Below are 17,118 nucleotides of genomic sequence, written 5' to 3'. Positions count from 1 at the left end.
ACTCTTGCTCAAGGTGATGGTTTCGTGCGGGGAAGACCACTCCAAGGTGGGGCGCACACCATGGGCGTAGCCTCCCTACTTATGAGTACGACAGCTTCTGACGGCTTCTTCGCGCCGCGGCCGGAGGATCCCCTTGCCGCGCTGGCCGCCCTGCCGGCAGTCCCCGAGGCGGTGGATTCCGTACGCCGAGCGGTGGACCGCGTCTACAGCCACCGCGTCATGCGCCGCCGCAGCGACGAGGTCACCTCGGAAGCGGCCCTGCGCGCGGCACGCGGTTCCGCGGCACTGTCCGGCGCCGACTGGGCGCTCGAAGAGGTGCGCCGCCGCAGCGACTTCAGCTCGGGGGCCGAGGCCCGTACGGTCGGCGCGGCCCTGCGGCTGAACGCCGAGGCCGGCCAACTCCTCTCCATCTGGGTGCAGTCACCGCTGCGTGTACTGGCCAGGCTCCATCTGGTGGCCGCGGGCGGCTCCGGCGTCCCGGACAGGATGGTGGGCCGGCCCCGGCTGGCGGGCGAACCGGTGGTGGAGATGCCTGGCGGCGACATGGCAGGCCCGCTGATCGAGGCTCCGCTGCCCGGCGCGGACGAGGTGGCAGGACGGCTGGACGGGCTGTCGGCGCTGATCATCGCGGCGAGCACCGCGCCGGCGCTGGTGACGGCCGCCGTGGTGCACGGCGAACTGCTCGCGTTGCGGCCCTTCGGCTCGTACAACGGCCTGGTGGCGCGGGCCGCCGAGCGGGTGGTGCTGATCGGCAGCGGTCTGGATCCCAAGTCGGTCTGTCCGGCGGAGGTCGGCCACGCGGAGCTGGGGCGCGCGGCGTACGCGGCTGCCTTCGACGGCTATCTCTCGGGTACTCCGGACGGTATGGCGGCGTGGATCACCCACTGCGGACGCGCGGTCGAGCTGGGTGTCCGGGAATCGACGGCCGTTTGCGAGGCGCTTCAGCGAGGCGCGGCCTGATCTGTCCCGACAGGGTTGCGGCGGCACCGTCCTGGCGCCGCCGCTGGCATGTCCACCGAGTTACCAAGCGTCCTCGTTGTGTTGCCCATCAGGCCGGGTACTTTGCCCGTCACCTGGTGCGGCTGGCCCGTAATCGACGGGTCGACGTCGCGTGGGTGCTCCGTTTCCATGCTTCGGTCCGTGGGGCCTTATGCGTTAACTGGTGATCCTCTCGGATGTCCTTGGTCTCGCGGGCCGTTGAATCCTTTGTACTCCTGCCCACAGGAATGCGAAACCCCTGGCTGCACTTCTTTACTTTTAGGTTCAAACAAGGGCGAAACGGTCATGCGTTTTGTGCTTTCCGGTGGGGTGCCTGATCGGTTCGATTTCCGCCCGGACGCGGTGGCCGCCGGTCACGCGAGCGTGGACTGACGGCGTCGGCTGGCGTACCAGACCAGCCCGGCCGTCGCTGCCGCCGCACCCACGGCCGCCGCCGCGACCAGTGCCGGGCGGGGCGGCATGGAGAAGGCGGGCAGTCGCTGCTTGAGTCGGACGGGCCGGCTGAAGACGAGAATCGGCCAATCCCGGGCCAATGCCTCGCGCCGCAGCGCACGGTCCGGGTTGACGGCGTACGGGTGGCCGACCGACTGGAGCATCGGTACATCGGTGATGGAGTCGCTGTACGCGTAGCAGCGGGACAGGTCGTATCCCTCGGACTCGGCGAGTGCCCTGATCGCCTCGGCCTTGGTCGGCCCGTACGCGTAGTACTCCACCTCGCCCGTGAAACAGCCGTCGTCGCCGACGACCATGCGGGTGGCCACCACGCGATCGGCTCCGAGCAGCTCGCCGATGGGCTCGACGACCTCGGCGCCGGAGGTGGAGACGATCACCACATCGCGGCCCGCGGTGTGATGGTCCTCGATGAGGGAGGCAGCCTCGTCGTAGATGATCGGGTCGATCAGGTCGTGGAGTGTCTCGGCGACGATCTCTTTGACCTGCTGGACGTTCCAGCCTTTGCAGAGCGCGGAGAGGTACTCCCGCATCCGTTCCATCTGGTCGTGATCGGCGCCTCCCGCGAGGAAGACGAACTGCGCGTATGCGGTGCGCAGTACGGCGCGGCGGTTGATCAGACCGCCTTGGTAGAAGGACTTGCTGAAGGTCAGCGTCGATGACTTCGCAATGACCGTCTTGTCCAGGTCAAAGAAGGCTGCTGTGCGCGGCAAGGAGTGGTTTTCCACGAGGCAGAGCATATGCGCCCACCATTCGGCGTAAGCTCGGGCGCGTGGGTTTGCCTGAGAAGGCTCTCGGGTACACCATGGAAGTCACGGATCGTTCGCGACCGTGCTAACCCGGTCCGGCTCCTCCCCCCCCGAGTCGGCCGTGGGGACGACCCCCGCTCTCCCCCCCGGCGGGGGTCGTCGCATGTCCGGACGCGTTTTGGGCTCTCCAGCACGCCGTCCTCCTCTCCCCGATGGCTCTGTGCGATGGCCTCACTCCATGTATACGCGTCACCGTGCGTAGTCGATGTGCTGCTCTCCGGAAGTCACCGGTATGAGCGAGCGGGATATTCACAACTGGTGAGTTGTCCACAGTTTTCGAGCAAGATCCACACGATTTTCCGTTCCGTTGCACGGTGATTCCCGTCGTGAAGTTCACAGAAGCCGGAATCACCGATACCGGATGAGTGCGAGATCGCGAGAGAGCGTTCGCAGTTCCGGATCGGGGCGTAGATGGATAGGGGCGGAGATCGTGGCTGGATCCATGACATCCGAGCGGTCGGATGTGACCGGAGGACGCGGGACGGGACCGCTGATCGTCACCGAGGATGTGGAGCTGCTCGACGATCTGCTGCGGTTGTGTGCCGCGGCCGGCGCCGAGCCTCAAGTGCATCACTCGGTGCCCGAGCGAGCGGAATGCTGGGACGACGCGCCGATGGTGCTCGTCGGGGACGACGCGGCGGCCCGCTGCCGCGGCGCCACCCGCAGACGGGGCGTGATGCTCGTCGGACGGGATCAGGACGATCCCGATGTATGGCGGCGGGCGGTGGAGATCGGCGCCGACTGCGTGCTGCGGCTGCCCGACGCGGAGAGCTGGCTCGTCGACCGGATCGCGGACGCCGCCGAGGGCGTGGGCCGTCAGGCGCTCACGGTCGGCGTGATCGGCGGGCGGGGCGGCGCCGGGGCCTCGACGCTGGCCTGTGCCCTGGCCGTGACCGCAGCGCGGACCGGCCGGCGCACGATGCTCATCGACGGCGATCCGCTCGGTGGCGGGCTCGATGTGCTGCTCGGCGGGGAGCAGACGGAGGGCAGACGTTGGCCGGATTTCGCGGCATCCAAAGGGCGGGTCGCGGGCGGCGCGCTGGAGGAGTCGCTGCCCCGCCTCCATGAGCTGCGGGTGCTCAGCTGGGATCGCGGCGACTCGGTGGTGATCCAGCCGGAGGCCATGCGGTCGGTGCTGGCCGCCGCCCGCAGAGGCGGCGGTGTCGTGGTGGTGGATCTGCCGCGCCGGGTCGACGAGGCCGTGGCGGAGGCGCTGGCCCAGCTCGATCTGGGGCTGCTGGTGGTGCCCGCGGAGCTGCGGGCGGTCGCGGCGGCCCGCCGGGTGGCCTCGACGGTGAGCATGGTGCTCCAGGATCTGCGGGCGGTGGTCCGGGGCCCGTACGCGGCCGGGCTGGACGAGCGGTGGATCGCCGACGCGCTCAGGCTTCCGCTCGTGGGCGAACTGCCGCTGGAAGCCGGGCTGTCGCAGGACCAGGACGGCGGAGCGCCGCCGGGCTCCCGAGCGCGCGGACCGCTGGCGGCGTTCTGCACGGCCTTCTGGGAGCGGGCCCTGGCCGCGGACGGGAGCGTGACGTCATGACGGCGGTGACGGCCGCGGGCGGCCTGCTGGACGCCGTACGGCAGCGGCTCGCGGAGAGCGGCGCGGATCCGACGCCGGCGAGGGTGGCCGCCGCGTTACGGGCCCAGGGACGGCTGCTGGGGGACACGGAAGTGCTGGGCGCCGCCGAGGAATTGCGGTCCGAGCTGGTGGGGACGGGGCCACTGGAGCCGCTCCTCGCCGATCCGTCGGTGACCGATGTGCTGGTCTCCGCACCCGACCGGGTGTGGGTGGACCGGGGCGGCGGGCTGGAGCTGACCGCCGTGTCGTTCGCCGACGCCGCCTCCGTACGGAGGCTGGCGCAGCGGCTCGCCGCGGTGGCCGGGCGGCGACTGGACGACGCGCGGCCCTGGGCGGACGCCCGATTGCCCGACGGGACACGTATGCACGCGGTACTGCCGCCGGTGGCGGTCGGCTCGACGTATCTCTCGCTGCGGGTGGTGCGGCCCACGGCGTTCTCGCTGGCGGAGCTGACCGAGGCGGGGACGGTGCCGCCAGGCGGTGAGCGTGTGTTGCGGGCGCTGATCGAGGCCCGGCTGTCGTTCCTGATCAGCGGAGGCACGGGAACAGGGAAAACGACTCTACTGTCCACTTTGCTCGGCCTGGTCGGGGCACGCGAACGGATCGTACTGGCCGAGGACTCCGCGGAGTTGAGGCCCGACCATCCGCATGTGGTGCGGCTGGAGGGCCGGCCGGCGAACCAGGAGGGCGCGGGACTGGTGGAGCTCCGGGATCTGGTCCGGCAGGCGCTGCGGATGCGGCCGGACCGGCTGGTCGTCGGCGAGGTCAGAGGCCATGAGGTCACCGAATTGCTGGCCGCTCTGAACACGGGGCACGAGGGCGGCTGCGGCACCGTGCATGCCAATACGGCGGCGGACGTTCCCGCACGGCTGGAGGCCCTGGGGACGGCAGCGGGTCTCGACCGGGCGGCGCTGCACAGCCAGTTGGCCGCCGCGCTCTCGGCCGTGATCCATCTGGTGAGGGACCGCGACGGGCGCCGGAGGATCGCCGAGGTGCATGTGCTGGAGCGGGACGCCGCAGGGCTGGTGGTGCCGGTGCCCGCGCTGCGCTGGGGCGCCGATGCCTTCACGTACGAGCGCGGCTGGCCGCGGCTGCGGGCGCGGATCGGAGGTGCGCGGTGACGGCCTTGTGGATGGTGGTCTGGGTGGGCGCGGCGGCCCTCTGCGCGGGAGCCGCGGCCTGGCTGACGGTCGGGCACGCGCGCGGGCTGCGCCGGGCCGTGCTGCTGTTCGGGAACGGCGGCGGGCCGGACGACACCGCGCTGTGGGTCCCTTGGCGGCGGCGCTGGACGGCGAAGGCTCATGGACGGATTCGAAGGCTCGGGCGGGAGTGGCTCTGTCTGCTACCGGCTCTGGTGCTCGCCGTGCTGGGGGAGTCGGTGCTGCCGCTGATCGGGGGCGCGCTGGCGGTACCGCTGATGAGACGGAGCCTGCGGTCGCGGGAGCGGAAGAGGGCGCGGGAGCGGCGGGCCGACGGAGTTGTCGCGCTGTGCGGCACGGCGGCGGGCGAGCTGAGGGCCGGTCTCCAGCCCACGCAGGCCCTGTTGGCCGCCTCGGGCTCCACGGGCGGGCTGGGAGGCGCTGAGGCCGCCGTGCTGGCCGCCGCGCGGTTCGGCGGCGACGTACCGGGCGCCCTGCGTCTGGCGGCCCGTGAGCCGGGCGCTGACGGGCTCGTGGGGCTCGCCGCCTGCTGGCGGGTGGCCGTGGACGGCGGTGCGGGACTCGCCGCAGGGCTGGACCGGCTGGAGGCCGCGCTGCGGGCCGAGCGGGAGCGACGGGAAGCGTTACGTGCCCAACTGACCGGCGCCTGGTCGACGGTCACGCTGCTCGCGGTGCTTCCGGTGGTGGGTCTGCTGCTGGGCTCGGCTCTGGGCGCGGACCCGCTGCGGGTGCTGCTCCACACCCCGGCCGGCTGGGGACTGCTGGCGGTGGGCGGAGCGCTGGAGGGCGCGGGCCTGTGGTGGGCCGTCCGGATCGTACGGGCCGGGGAGGCGTCATGAGCCACGACGCCGTCCACAGGCTGTGGGCGATGCTCCCCGCCCTCGGGTGCGCGGTGCTCGCGATGATGGCAATACGGCGCGAACGGCGCGTGCGCGGGCGGCTCGCGGCCCTGCTGGCGGTCGAGGCCGGACGGCGGCGACCGCGGCCGGAGATCGCGGCCTGGGCGAGGCGCTGGGGTCCGCCGCTCTGCGCGGCCGTCATCGGCTGTGTGCTGGTCGGTGGGGCGGGCGGCTTGCTGGTAGGGCTCGCTGGGGCGTACGGGATACGGAGATGGCTGCGTACCAGGAAGGCGGACGACGGCGCTCTGGCCGGTGAGACGGCCCGTCAACTTCCGCTCGCCGCCGATCTGCTGGCCGCCTGTCTCGCCGCCGGAGCCGGGCCGCGAGAGGCGGCGGAGGCGGTCGGCGAGTCGCTGGGCGGGCCCGTGGGCGACCGGCTGGCACGGACGGCCGCGGAGCTGCGGCTCGGTGGCGAACCGGCCGAGGCGTGGGGACGGCTCGGGGCGATACCGGGCGCGACGGGACTGGCCCGTTGTCTGGAGCGGGCAGCGGCCACGGGTGCGCCGGCCGCGGAGCCGGTGTCCAGGCTGGCCGAGGGCTTCAGGGCGGAGCGGTCACGCGCTGCCCTGGCCAGGGCCCAGCGGGCCCAGGTCTTGATCACCGCGCCGGTGGGGCTCTGCTTCCTGCCCGCCTTTCTGACGGTGGGGGTGGTGCCGGTGCTCATCGGTCTCGCGAGCGGGCTGCTGAAGGGCAACTGAGCCCTCTTGGCCGGGCATTGCGAGCGGATCTTCTTTCGGCTCTTTGAACGATTTCTACGGGGAGACAGACATGCGGATGACCATGCGACGGACGGCACTGATGGTGCGGACGGGATGGACGGGCTGTGTGAACTGGTGGGAAGGGATGAGGCGCGGATGGCCGGGGCGGCTCCGCGCCGACACGGGGATGGCCACGTCCGAGTACGCCGTGGCGACCATCGCGGCCTGCGCGCTCGCGGCCGTGCTCTACAAGGTGGTCACGAGCGGATCCGTCTCGGCCGCGCTGGAGTCGGTGATCGGGAAGGCGCTCCATGCGCAGATCTGAGGCCGTGCGCTCCGAGCGGGGGTCCGTGACGGCGGAGGCGGCCGTGGCCGTACCGGCACTGGTGGTGTTCACGATGGCCCTGGTCTGGGCTCTGACGGCGGCCTCCGCGCAGATCCAGTGCGTCGACGCGGCACGGGTGGGGGCACGGGCCGTCGCCAGGTCCGAGCCACGGGCCGCGGCGCTGGACGCCGCGCGCTCGGCGGCCCCCAGCAGCGCGAGGGTCACGCTGGAGCGTACGGGTGATCTGTGGCGGGTGCGGGTGGAGGCGCCGATGCCCGGGACGGGCGGGCTGGGCGTGACGCTCACGGCGGAGGCGGTCGCGTCGGCCGAGGACGCCCTGGACGCCTCCGGAGACGGTATGGGAGGCCCGGTGCCGGCGGTGGTGGCGCCATGACCAGGGACCGGGGCGCGGCGACGGTGTGGGCGGCCATGGCGGCCACCACGATGTGCGTGGTGTTCGCGGTGGTGCTCGCCATGGGACAGGCGGTCGTCGCCCGTCACCGGGCGGCTGCGGCGGCGGATTTGGCGGCCCTCGCCGCGGCGGACCATGCGCTGCTGGGACAGGCGGACGCCTGCCGCCGGGCGGCCGATGTGGCGTCGGCACAAGGTGCGGAGGTGGTGAGGTGCGGGCTGAGCGGCGGCATCGCGGATGTGACGGCCCGGGCGCCCTTCGGACCGTACGCCCCGACGGTCAGGGCCCGCGCGGGCCCGCCGCTCGCGACGCCTCCGTCCGGAACCGGGAAGGCCGGGCCCTGAGATGACGGCTGCTCGACGGCTAGTCCATGGCGGGCGCGACCGGCTCGGCCGCTGCGGTCCCTGAGACCGCCGGAGCCACCTGAGCAGCGGGAGTCCCTGGGTTCGCCGGGGCCGCTGGGGTCGCCGGGGCCTGCGGGGCGGAGCTGAGCAGTTCGGTCAGGAGTCGTACGGCGCCGCGCTTGTGCAGGGGATCGTTGCCGTTGCCGCACTTGGGGGACTGGATGCAGGACGGACAGCCGGCGTCGCACTCGCAGGAGGCGATGGCCTCGCGGGTGGCCGAGAGCCATTCCCGGGCCGTCCGGAAAGCCCGTTCCGCGAAGCCCGCGCCGCCGGGATGGCCGTCGTACACGAAGACCGTCGGCAGCAGGGTGTCCGGGTGGAGCGGTACGGACACTCCGCCGATGTCCCAGCGGTCGCAGGTGGCGAAGAGCGGGAGCATCCCGATCGAGGCGTGCTCGGCCGCGTGGAGCGCGCCGCCGAGCTGCTCCGGATTGACTCGCGCCCGGTCGAGCTGGTCCTCGGTGACCGTCCACCACACGGCCCGGGTGCGGAGCGTCCGTGGCGGCAGATCGAGCTTGCTCTCGCCGAGCACCTCGCCGGTGATGAGCCTGCGGCGCAGAAAGGAGACGACCTGGTTGGTGACCTCGACGGAGCCGTAGCACAGGCGTCCGTCGCCCCAAGGGATTTCGGTGTCGGTTTCGAGTACGGAGATGGCGGTGGTATCGCGGGCGGTGGTGGAGTACGGCGGGGCGGCCTCCTCGACCAGGGCGACCGAGTCGGCCAGATCGAGCCGCTTCACCAGATAGGTCCGGCCCTGGTGGAGATGGACGGCTCCGCCGTGGACCGAGGTGTGGGAGGCGGCCTCGTCGACCGTGCCCAGCAGTCTGCCGGTGGCGGCCTCGACGATCTGGACGGGACGGCCGCCCTCGCCCCGGATGTCGGCGAGGTCGGCGGCACGCTCCCGGCGGGTCCAGTACCAGCCGGAGGCACGGCGGCGAAGGAGGCCGGCGGTTTCGAGCTGCGGCAGCAGTTCGGGGACGGCCGGGCCGAAGAGCGTCAGATCGTCCTCGGTGAGCGGGAGTTCGGCGGCGGCGGCGCAGAGATGGGGGGCGAGGACGTACGGGTTGTCCGGATCGAGGACGGTGGATTCGACGGGCTGCTGGAAGAGCGCCTCGGGGTGGTGGACGAGGAATGTGTCCAGCGGATCGTCCCGGGCGACGAGGACGGCCAGCGCTCCCTGCCCGGAGCGGCCGGCGCGGCCCGCCTGCTGCCAGAGCGAGGCGCGGGTGCCCGGGTAGCCGGCGATGAGGACGGCGTCCAGGCCCGAGACATCGATGCCCAGCTCCAGGGCGGTGGTGGCGGCGAGGCCGAGAAGCTCGCCGGAGTGCAGCGCGTTCTCCAGGGCGCGGCGCTCCTCGGGGAGATAGCCGCCGCGGTAGGCGGCGACCCGGTGGGCCAGGGAGCGGTCCACCTCGGCCAGACGTTCCTGGGCGATCACGGCGATGAGCTCGGCGCCGCGACGGGAGCGTACGAAGGCGACCGTACGGACGCCCTGGACGGTCAGGTCGGTGAGGAGGTCGGCGGTCTCCGCCGTGGCCGTACGGCGGACGGGAGCGCCCTTCTCGCCGTGGAGTTCGGTGAGCGGCGGCTCCCAGAGGGCGAAGACGAGTTCGCCGCGCGGTGAGGCGTCGTCGGCGACCTCCCGGACGGTCAGCCCGGTGAGCCGGCCGGCGGCCACGGCGGGTTCGGCGGCGGTGGCCGAGGCGAGCAGAAAGACCGGATTCGCTCCGTAGCGGGCGCATACACGGCGAAGCCGGCGCAGTACCTGGGCCACATGCGAGCCGAATACGCCGCGGTAGGTGTGGCACTCGTCGATGACGACATAGCGCAGGGAGCGCAGAAAGGAGGACCAGCGCGGGTGGGACGGGAGTATGCCCCGGTGCAGCATGTCCGGGTTGGTCAGTACGTAGTTGGCGTACTGCCGGACCCATTCACGCTCTTCGACCGGCGTGTCGCCGTCGTAGACGGCTGGGCGTACGCGGTTGCCGAGCGGTTCCGCGAGCGCTCTGACGGCGCGCCGTTGGTCGGCGGCGAGCGCTTTGGTCGGGGCGAGATAGAGCGCGGTCGTGCCCCGGCCGTTGGCGGCCTCCGAGCCGTCGAGGAGCGTGGACAGCACGGGAGCGAGATAGGCGAGGGACTTGCCGGAGGCGGTACCGGTGGCGATGACGACCGATTCGCCGTCCAGGGCGTGCTCGGCGGCGGCTGCCTGGTGGGCCCACGGATGGTCGATCCCGGCCTGCTGAATGGCGTTGATCACTTCTGGTCTGATGCGATCCGGCCAGACGGCATGACGGCCCTCCCGCGGGGGCAGGTGCTCCGTATGGGTGATGCGCGCAGCCCGGCCCGCTCCCGCGGTGAGCCGGTCGAGGACCGTACCGGGAGAAGGGCGCTCGGCCCCGGTCTCGGGGGGCCCGCTGGGGCTGGGATTCCTGGCCATCGGCATCGAGTGTGTCACTGGTGTGACGGACAATGGGCTCAAGGCGTCGTGCGCGACTGCTGGTAAGTGATTGAATGCCATCGCGGCTGGCGATACGTCCCCTGGCTCCGTCGGGGAGACCCGAGGGGCGACCGCTCGATAGCAAGGTGCTGGAGGATCCGTGGACCTGTCCCTGTCGACTCGCAATGTGTCCGGCCCTGGTGGCGACCGTACGGTCGTCGAGGTCGGTGGCGAGATTGATGTGTATACCGCGCCCAAGCTGCGCGAGCAGTTGGTCGAGTTGGTGAACGACGGCAGCTACCACCTGGTTGTCGACATGGAGGGCGTGGACTTCCTGGACTCGACCGGTCTCGGCGTGCTCGTGGGTGGCCTGAAGCGAGTGCGCGCCCATGAGGGCTCGCTGCGTCTGGTCTGCAACCAGGAGCGCATTCTCAAGATCTTCCGGATCACCGGCCTCACCAAGGTGTTCCCGATCCACACCACGGTCGACGAGGCCGTGGCGGCCACCGACTGAGGTCGGCCACAGCCTTCCGGAAGAGGGCAGAGGCACCGGGCGTTCCGCCCGGATGCCCTCGCTCGTGAGTTCGCACGCTCGTACGTTCGAGGGGGATCGCATGGCCACCGTTGAACTGCGCTTCAGCGCCCAGCCCGAACACGTCAGGACGGCCCGTCTGGTGGCGGCCGCCGTGGCGCGCCGGGCCGGAGTCGACGAAGCAGTGTTGGACGAGGTCAGACTCGCGGTCGGTGAAGCATGCAGCCGGGCGGTCGGGCTGCACCGCAGCCATGGCATCACCGCCCCGGTGAGAGTCGTGCTGACCGAGGAGGAGAAGAACTTCTCCATCGAGGTCGGCGACGGCGTCACCGGCACGGGCGGCGGTGCCGGTACCGGTGGCGGTGCGGCCTCCGACTCGCCAGAGGGCGCTTCCTCGGGTGATCTGTACGACGGCGACGCCGAGGGCGAGGACGAGATGGGGCTCGCGGTCATCAGCGGGCTCGTCGACGATGTGGAAGTCACCACGGGAGACGACGGCGGTGTCATCCGGATGAGCTGGCCGACGGCGCCGGCCGTCGCGATGCCCTGATCGAGCCAGGATGCCCTGATCGAACTGGTCGCGATGCCTTGATCGAATCGTGGCGGTGTGCTGATCGGACTGCCGGGATGCCCTGATCAGATCTCCCCATTGCCCCGCCTTGAAAGGCCCTGCTGAGCAGGGCCTTTCTTATTTCACCGAAGATCGTCGATCATTTTATCAATGCGTTTATCCCATTACCTATTTTCGGTGCGATCATTTGTGTGCGGATAAGTCAAGGTCGATTACATGTGGCGTGCTCTGTTTTGATCAGGTCCTGCTCCCTACAATCCGTCCATCTTGAACGCTGAGCGTCAAGGAGGACGAATGGCGGGGCACTTCCATCCACAACTGTCCGAACACCCCACTTCTCTCGCAGCCGCGATACTCACGGACGACAATCGGCTCATCGTGATCGTCATCGCGGTGGTCGCGCTGGCGGCTCTGTTCGTCGCCCAGCTCCTGGTGCGCCAGGTCCTGTCGGCGGGCGAGGGCACGGATTCGATGAAAGAGATCGCGGCGGCCGTCCAGGAAGGCGCGAATGCCTATCTGGCCCGGCAGTTGCGTACCCTCGGCGTCTTCGCCGTCGTGGTGTTCTTCCTGCTGATGCTGCTGCCGGCCGACAACTGGTCGCAGCGCGCGGGACGTTCGCTGTTCTTCCTGGTGGGCGCGCTTTTCTCGGCGACCACCGGTTACATCGGCATGCGACTTGCCGTACGCAGCAATGTGCGGGTCGCCGCGGCGGCGCGCGAGGCGACACCGGCGGAGGGCGAGCCGGAAAAAGATCTCACGGCCGTTTCCCACAAGGCCATGAAGATCGCATTCCGTACGGGCGGTGTGGTCGGGATGTTCACGGTGGGCCTCGGCCTGCTCGGTGCCTCCTGTGTGGTCCTCGTCTATGCCGCCGACGCGCCCAAGGTGCTGGAGGGCTTCGGACTCGGTGCCGCGCTGATCGCCATGTTCATGCGTGTCGGCGGCGGGATCTTCACCAAGGCCGCCGACGTCGGCGCCGACCTGGTCGGCAAGGTGGAGCAGGGCATTCCCGAGGACGATCCGCGCAATGCCGCGACCATCGCGGACAACGTGGGCGACAACGTCGGCGACTGCGCGGGCATGGCCGCGGACCTGTTCGAGTCGTACGCCGTGACGCTGGTCGCCGCGCTCATCCTCGGCAAGGCGGCGTTCGGGGACTTCGGGCTCGCCTTTCCGCTGATCGTTCCCGCGATCGGAGTGGTCACGGCGATGATCGGCATCTTCGCCGTGGCTCCGCGCCGCGCCGACCGCAGCGGTATGAGCGCGATCAACCGCGGCTTCTTCATCTCCGCGGCGATCTCGCTCGCCCTGGTGGCCGTGGCGGTCTTCGTCTATCTGCCGTCCTCCTATGCGGGACTGGAAGGAGTGGACGATCAGGAGATCCTCACGCACAGCGGTGATCCGCGTGTGCTGGCCCTGGTCGCGGTCGCCATCGGTATCGTGCTCGCCGCCCTGATCCAGCAGCTCACGGGCTACTTCACCGAGACCACCAGGCGCCCGGTCAGGGATATCGCCAAGTCCGCCCTGACCGGTCCCGCCACCGTGGTGCTCGCAGGCATCGCCATCGGTCTGGAGTCCGCCGTCTACACCGCGCTGCTGATCGGGCTCGCGGTGTACGGGGCGTTCCTGCTCGGCGGTACGTCGATCATGCTCGCCCTCTTCGCGGTGGCGCTGGCCGGCACCGGACTGCTCACCACCGTCGGCGTCATCGTCGCCATGGACACCTTCGGTCCGGTCTCCGACAACGCCCAGGGCATCGCCGAGATGTCCGGTGATGTCCAGGGCGCGGGCGCCCAGGTGCTCACCGACCTCGACGCCGTCGGCAACACCACGAAAGCCATCACGAAGGGCATCGCCATCGCCACGGCCGTACTCGCGGCGTCGGCGCTCTTCGGCTCGTACCGCGACGCCATCGCCACGGCCGTCGCCGATGTCGGGACCGTGACCGACGGGCTGACGCTCAGTCTGGACATCTCCCAGCCCAACAATCTGGTGGGACTGATCCTCGGTGCCGCGGTCGTCTTCCTCTTCTCCGGGCTGGCGATCAACGCGGTGTCGCGGTCGGCCGGTTCGGTGGTCTACGAGGTGCGACGGCAGTTCCGCGAGCATCCCGGGATCATGGACTACACCGAGAAGCCGGAGTACGGGCGCGTGGTCGACATCTGCACCAAGGACGCGCTGCGCGAGCTGGCCACGCCGGGACTGCTCGCCGTCCTCACGCCGATCGCGGTGGGCTTCTCGCTCGGCGTCGGGGCGCTCGGCTCGTTCCTGGCCGGTGCGATCGGCACCGGCACCCTGATGGCCGTCTTCCTGGCCAACTCCGGCGGTGCCTGGGACAACGCCAAGAAGCTGGTCGAGGACGGGCACCACGGCGGCAAGGGCAGCGACGCCCATGCCGCGACGGTGATCGGGGACACGGTCGGAGACCCGTTCAAGGACACGGCGGGACCGGCCATCAACCCGCTGCTGAAGGTGATGAACCTGGTGGCGCTGCTCATCGCGCCCGCGGTGGTGCAGTTCAGCTACGGGAGCGACGCCAGCGCGGGCATCCGCGCCTTGGTGGCCGTGCTTGCGCTGGCCGTCATCATCGGGGCCGTGTACGTCTCCAAGCGGCGCTCGGTGACGGTGGACGGCAGTGACGGCAGCAGCGGTGACGGTTCGGGCGGCGGGACGGAGAAGTCGCCGGACCCGGCTGTGGCGTCATGACGGCCGGTCGGACGGCGCGCCGGGGCCCGTGACCGTACGGGTACGGAGCTGAGCGGCGGGCGGGCGGCGTGGAGGGACGCGCCGTCCGCTCGCCGGCGTTCTCGGGAACGCACGGTGCGCGTGAGGTGTCTCTCCCTTGGTGCAAATGGCTGCAATAGCACACAGACTGTGCGATCTGGACACGGTTGTCGCCCACTTGGCGTGTATGTTCCGGGGCCGAGAGCCTTGGAAGGGACCATCCGGTGAACAAGAAGCTTGTGGCCGCGCTGTCCGGCGGTGCGGTACTGCTCATGACGCTGTCCGGTTGCAGTGACGACAGCGAGAGCAAGGTGAACGACTGGGCCAAGAAGGTCTGCGACCAGGTTCAGCCCGAGCTGAAGAAGATCGGGGCCGCCAACACCTCCATCCAGCAGGCGACCTCGGACAGCACCAAGCCCATCGACGTCCAGAGGACCGACTCTGCGGCCTTCCAGTCCATCTCCGGCGCCTACAAGGCGCTGGGCTCCGCCGTGAACAGCGCGGGCGCCCCGCCCGTCACCGACGGCGAGAAGACTCAGCAGGAGGCCGTCAAGGAACTCAACGCCACCTCCACGGCGTACGCGGGCCTCCAGAAGAAGGTCGACGAGCTCGACACGAAGGACCAGGCGGACTTCGCCGACGGCCTCAAGGGCGTCGCGGACGAACTGGACAAGCTCAGCAGGAGCGGCGACAAGGCGCTCCAGAAGCTTCAGTCCGGCTCTGTCGGCAAGGCGATGGCGAAGCAGACCGGGTGCCAGAAGACGCCACCGACGAGCGCCGGGGCGACCGGCTCGTCGGTGAACGGCGGCTAGGAAGCCTCGGGAAGCATCAGAATCCGTCGGGCTCCGTTGGACGCTCTCGAACATGACACCGCGGCCCGGTCCCCCGAACGGAGGGACCGGGCCGCGGGCCGTTGTCAGTGGGAGCCGACACAATGGGCGGGTGAGTACGACCAGCCTTCCCACGCCCGACCACTCGCCCCGACTCCGTGCGGCCCTGCTCGCCGCCGATTTCACCGTTGACGGCCTGCTCGATCTGCTCGGCGCGCCCGCGTACGCTGCGCTGGCCCGCAGCGAGACCGTGCCCGCGCTGCGCGCCACCCGTGGCGACACCTCGCTCGAAACGCTCGTACGGCTCTTTCTGCTCCAGAAGTCGGTCCCGGAGGAGCGTGCGGCGGCAGCGCTGCCGTTGGAGGAAGCGCTGGCCGACGGCTGGCTCGTACGGGACGGGCAGGAGGTCCGCGCGACGGTGGACGTCCGGCCGTACGGAGGGCCGGAGGGACAGGACTGGTTCATCGTCTCCGACCTGGGGCTCGCCGTCGGAGGCGCCTCGGGCGCGAGCGGCCATGACGAGGGAGTGGTGCTCGGTGTGGGCGGGGCCTCCACGACCCTCGCGGGGATCACCGTACGGACACCGGTCGAGAAGGCGCTCGATCTCGGCACCGGCTCCGGTATCCAGGCCCTGCACGCGGCCCAGCATGCCGTACGGGTCACCGCCACCGATCTCAATCCGCGGGCGCTCGGCTTCACCCGGCTGACGCTGGCTCTCTCCGACGCGCCGGCCGCCGAGCTGCGCGAGGGTTCGCTCTTCGAGCCGGTGGGGGACGAGACGTACGACCTGATCGTCTCCAACCCGCCGTTCGTCATCTCGCCCGGCGCCCGGCTGACCTACCGGGACGGCGGGATGGGCGGGGACGATCTGTGCCGCACGCTCGTCCAGCAGGCGGGCGAGCGGCTGCGCACCGGCGGATTCGCGCATTTCCTCGCCAACTGGCAGCACGTGGAAGGGGAGGAGTGGGAGCAGCGGCTGCGTTCCTGGGTGCCGGCGGGCTGCGATGCCTGGATCGTGCAGCGCGAGGTCCAGGACGTGACGCAGTACGCGGAGCTGTGGCTGCGCGACAGCGGCGATCACCGCGAGGATCCGGAGGAGTACGCCGCGCGGTACGAAGCGTGGCTGGACGAGTTCGAGGCCCGTAAGACCAAGGCGGTCGGCTTCGGCTGGATCACGCTCAGGAAGTCGGGCGCCGAGCGGCAGTCGATCGTGGTGGAGGAGTGGCCGCATCCGGTCGAGCAGCCGCTCGGCGAGACCGTACGGGCCCATTTCGAGCGGCAGGATTTTCTGCGCGCGCACGATGACGCGGGCCTTCTGGCCGGCCATTTCCTTCTGGCGCCCGAGGTCGTCCAGGAGCAGGTGGGACTGCCGGGCGCCGAGGATCCCGAGCATGTGGTGCTGCGGCAGCACCGGGGGATGCGGCGGGCGACGAAGGTCGACGCGGTGGCGGCCGGGTTCGCGGGTGTCTGCGACGGGAGGCTGAGCGCCGGGCGGATCCTCGACGCGATCGCCCAGCTCATGCAGGAGGATCCGGTACTGCTCCGTGACCGGACACCGCAGGCGATCCGACTACTGGTGGAGGAGGGCTTCCTGGAACCGGCACCTACTTCGTTCTGACGCTCCGACATGACCGGGGTCGGGCGGGTCCTGGCCCTTCCAGCGCCCGCCCCAGCGCCCGCCACCGGCGCTGGGCGCCCTGCCAGCGCGGTCTGCCCTCGGCGCCGACCGGTCCCGCGCGCCGCAGCCGTCCCATCCGGGTCCCCGAGGGCCGGTGAACGCGTTCGTGGCGTTCACCCGGAGTTCGTGGCCCTGACGCCCTGAGGTGCCAGCCTCGGCCCTCTGAAATCCTCGGCGCCATGTGACGGGCGCCACGCGTGGAGCGAGGTACGGGCATGGAGAGCGGGCCGGCGATTTTCGCGGGAGCGATTTTCGCGCTGTTCGGTGCCGGACTGCTGCTGTGGACGGTGGCGCGCGTGCTCCATCGCGCGCCGGTGGCCCACGGAGTGCGGCCTGCGGCGTCCATCACGCTCGCGACACTCTCGGGCGTGGTCTTTCTCGCCCTCGGCGTGTGGTGTTTCAGTCGTATCTGATCCGCTTTCCCGGAGCCGGACCGGCTCCGCCGCATCATGATCGAACAGACCCGCGCGGACCGCCGCCGGGCCGTCGGACCTGCACCGTACGGGTTTCGGCGCCCTCGGACACGACCGTCCGGAAGCGCCTCGGCGCAAGCACGGGCGGCGTGGCCCGACGCGACGGGCATGGGGGTCCGGGCGGCAAGAATGGCTGGA

General features: G+C 70.8%; 16 protein-coding genes. 14 read left to right on the top strand and 2 right to left on the bottom strand.

Annotated features, from left to right (window positions below; all coding sequences use genetic code 11):
- Positions 1 to 81 precede the first annotated feature (81 nt).
- Entirely contained in the window at positions 82 to 960 is an 879-nt protein-coding gene (locus ACFV6H_RS18805) for an oxidoreductase (protein ID WP_385543190.1), read from the top strand.
- 392 nt (positions 961 to 1,352) lie between these two features.
- Here ACFV6H_RS18805 and ACFV6H_RS18800 read toward each other — a convergent pair whose 3' ends face one another.
- Positions 1,353 to 2,189, bottom strand: a complete 837-nt coding sequence (locus tag ACFV6H_RS18800) for an HAD family hydrolase (RefSeq protein WP_384783548.1) — start codon at positions 2,187 to 2,189, stop codon at positions 1,353 to 1,355.
- Between the two features lie 511 nt (positions 2,190 to 2,700).
- On the opposite strand from ACFV6H_RS18800, the gene ssd reads away from it, so the two are divergent.
- The 7 genes from ssd to ACFV6H_RS18765 all read left to right on the top strand — a co-directional run bounded on the left by ssd (position 2,701) and on the right by ACFV6H_RS18765 (position 7,675).
- Complete coding sequence (gene ssd / locus ACFV6H_RS18795; RefSeq protein ID WP_093602590.1) at positions 2,701 to 3,798, top strand: septum site-determining protein Ssd; 1,098 nt, start codon at positions 2,701 to 2,703, stop codon at positions 3,796 to 3,798.
- The gene (locus tag ACFV6H_RS18790; protein WP_385543185.1) at positions 3,795 to 4,958 is read left to right on the top strand and encodes a TadA family conjugal transfer-associated ATPase; all 1,164 of its coding nucleotides are present in this window, start codon (positions 3,795 to 3,797) and stop codon (positions 4,956 to 4,958) included. The genes ssd and ACFV6H_RS18790 overlap by 4 nt, the downstream gene beginning before the upstream one ends.
- 11 nt (positions 4,959 to 4,969) lie before the next feature.
- Positions 4,970 to 5,836: a type II secretion system F family protein gene (locus tag ACFV6H_RS18785; protein WP_385543780.1), complete on the top strand. Its 867-nt coding sequence runs from the start codon at positions 4,970 to 4,972 to the stop codon at positions 5,834 to 5,836.
- Positions 5,833 to 6,594: a type II secretion system F family protein gene (locus ACFV6H_RS18780; protein ID WP_385543182.1), complete on the top strand. Its 762-nt coding sequence runs from the start codon at positions 5,833 to 5,835 to the stop codon at positions 6,592 to 6,594. The genes ACFV6H_RS18785 and ACFV6H_RS18780 overlap by 4 nt, the downstream gene beginning before the upstream one ends.
- 76 nt (positions 6,595 to 6,670) lie before the next feature.
- Entirely contained in the window at positions 6,671 to 6,919 is a 249-nt protein-coding gene (locus tag ACFV6H_RS18775; RefSeq protein ID WP_385543179.1) for a DUF4244 domain-containing protein, read from the top strand.
- The gene (locus ACFV6H_RS18770; RefSeq protein ID WP_385543176.1) at positions 6,906 to 7,313 is read left to right on the top strand and encodes a TadE family type IV pilus minor pilin; all 408 of its coding nucleotides are present in this window, start codon (positions 6,906 to 6,908) and stop codon (positions 7,311 to 7,313) included. Before ACFV6H_RS18775 ends, ACFV6H_RS18770 begins: the two co-directional genes overlap by 14 nt.
- Complete coding sequence (locus ACFV6H_RS18765; RefSeq protein WP_385543173.1) at positions 7,310 to 7,675, top strand: Rv3654c family TadE-like protein; 366 nt, start codon at positions 7,310 to 7,312, stop codon at positions 7,673 to 7,675. The genes ACFV6H_RS18770 and ACFV6H_RS18765 overlap by 4 nt, the downstream gene beginning before the upstream one ends.
- 19 nt (positions 7,676 to 7,694) lie before the next feature.
- Here ACFV6H_RS18765 and ACFV6H_RS18760 read toward each other — a convergent pair whose 3' ends face one another.
- Positions 7,695 to 10,253, bottom strand: a complete 2,559-nt coding sequence (locus ACFV6H_RS18760) for a DEAD/DEAH box helicase (protein ID WP_385543170.1) — start codon at positions 10,251 to 10,253, stop codon at positions 7,695 to 7,697.
- A 79-nt stretch (positions 10,254 to 10,332) separates the two neighbouring features.
- Between ACFV6H_RS18760 and ACFV6H_RS18755 the strand changes: the two genes are divergently transcribed.
- The 6 genes from ACFV6H_RS18755 to ACFV6H_RS18730 all read left to right on the top strand — a co-directional run bounded on the left by ACFV6H_RS18755 (position 10,333) and on the right by ACFV6H_RS18730 (position 16,920).
- Positions 10,333 to 10,686 (top strand): STAS domain-containing protein, encoded by a 354-nt coding sequence (locus ACFV6H_RS18755; protein WP_003967428.1) that lies wholly within the window; start codon positions 10,333 to 10,335, stop codon positions 10,684 to 10,686.
- 100 nt (positions 10,687 to 10,786) lie between these two features.
- Positions 10,787 to 11,254 (top strand): ATP-binding protein, encoded by a 468-nt coding sequence (locus tag ACFV6H_RS18750; protein ID WP_385543167.1) that lies wholly within the window; start codon positions 10,787 to 10,789, stop codon positions 11,252 to 11,254.
- A gap of 315 nt (positions 11,255 to 11,569) precedes the next feature.
- The gene (locus ACFV6H_RS18745; RefSeq protein ID WP_385543164.1) at positions 11,570 to 13,981 is read left to right on the top strand and encodes a sodium-translocating pyrophosphatase; all 2,412 of its coding nucleotides are present in this window, start codon (positions 11,570 to 11,572) and stop codon (positions 13,979 to 13,981) included.
- A gap of 242 nt (positions 13,982 to 14,223) precedes the next feature.
- Positions 14,224 to 14,811: a small secreted protein gene (locus tag ACFV6H_RS18740; RefSeq protein ID WP_066950788.1), complete on the top strand. Its 588-nt coding sequence runs from the start codon at positions 14,224 to 14,226 to the stop codon at positions 14,809 to 14,811.
- A gap of 130 nt (positions 14,812 to 14,941) precedes the next feature.
- Entirely contained in the window at positions 14,942 to 16,447 is a 1,506-nt protein-coding gene (locus ACFV6H_RS18735) for a methyltransferase (RefSeq protein WP_385543161.1), read from the top strand.
- A gap of 275 nt (positions 16,448 to 16,722) precedes the next feature.
- Complete coding sequence (locus ACFV6H_RS18730) at positions 16,723 to 16,920, top strand: hypothetical protein (RefSeq protein ID WP_384983920.1); 198 nt, start codon at positions 16,723 to 16,725, stop codon at positions 16,918 to 16,920.
- Positions 16,921 to 17,118 lie beyond the last annotated feature (198 nt).

The sequence above is a fragment of the Streptomyces sp. NPDC059743 genome, assembly GCF_042732975.1.
GTDB lineage: Bacteria > Actinomycetota > Actinomycetes > Streptomycetales > Streptomycetaceae > Streptomyces.
This window is presented reverse-complemented; position numbering and strand designations above follow the sequence as displayed.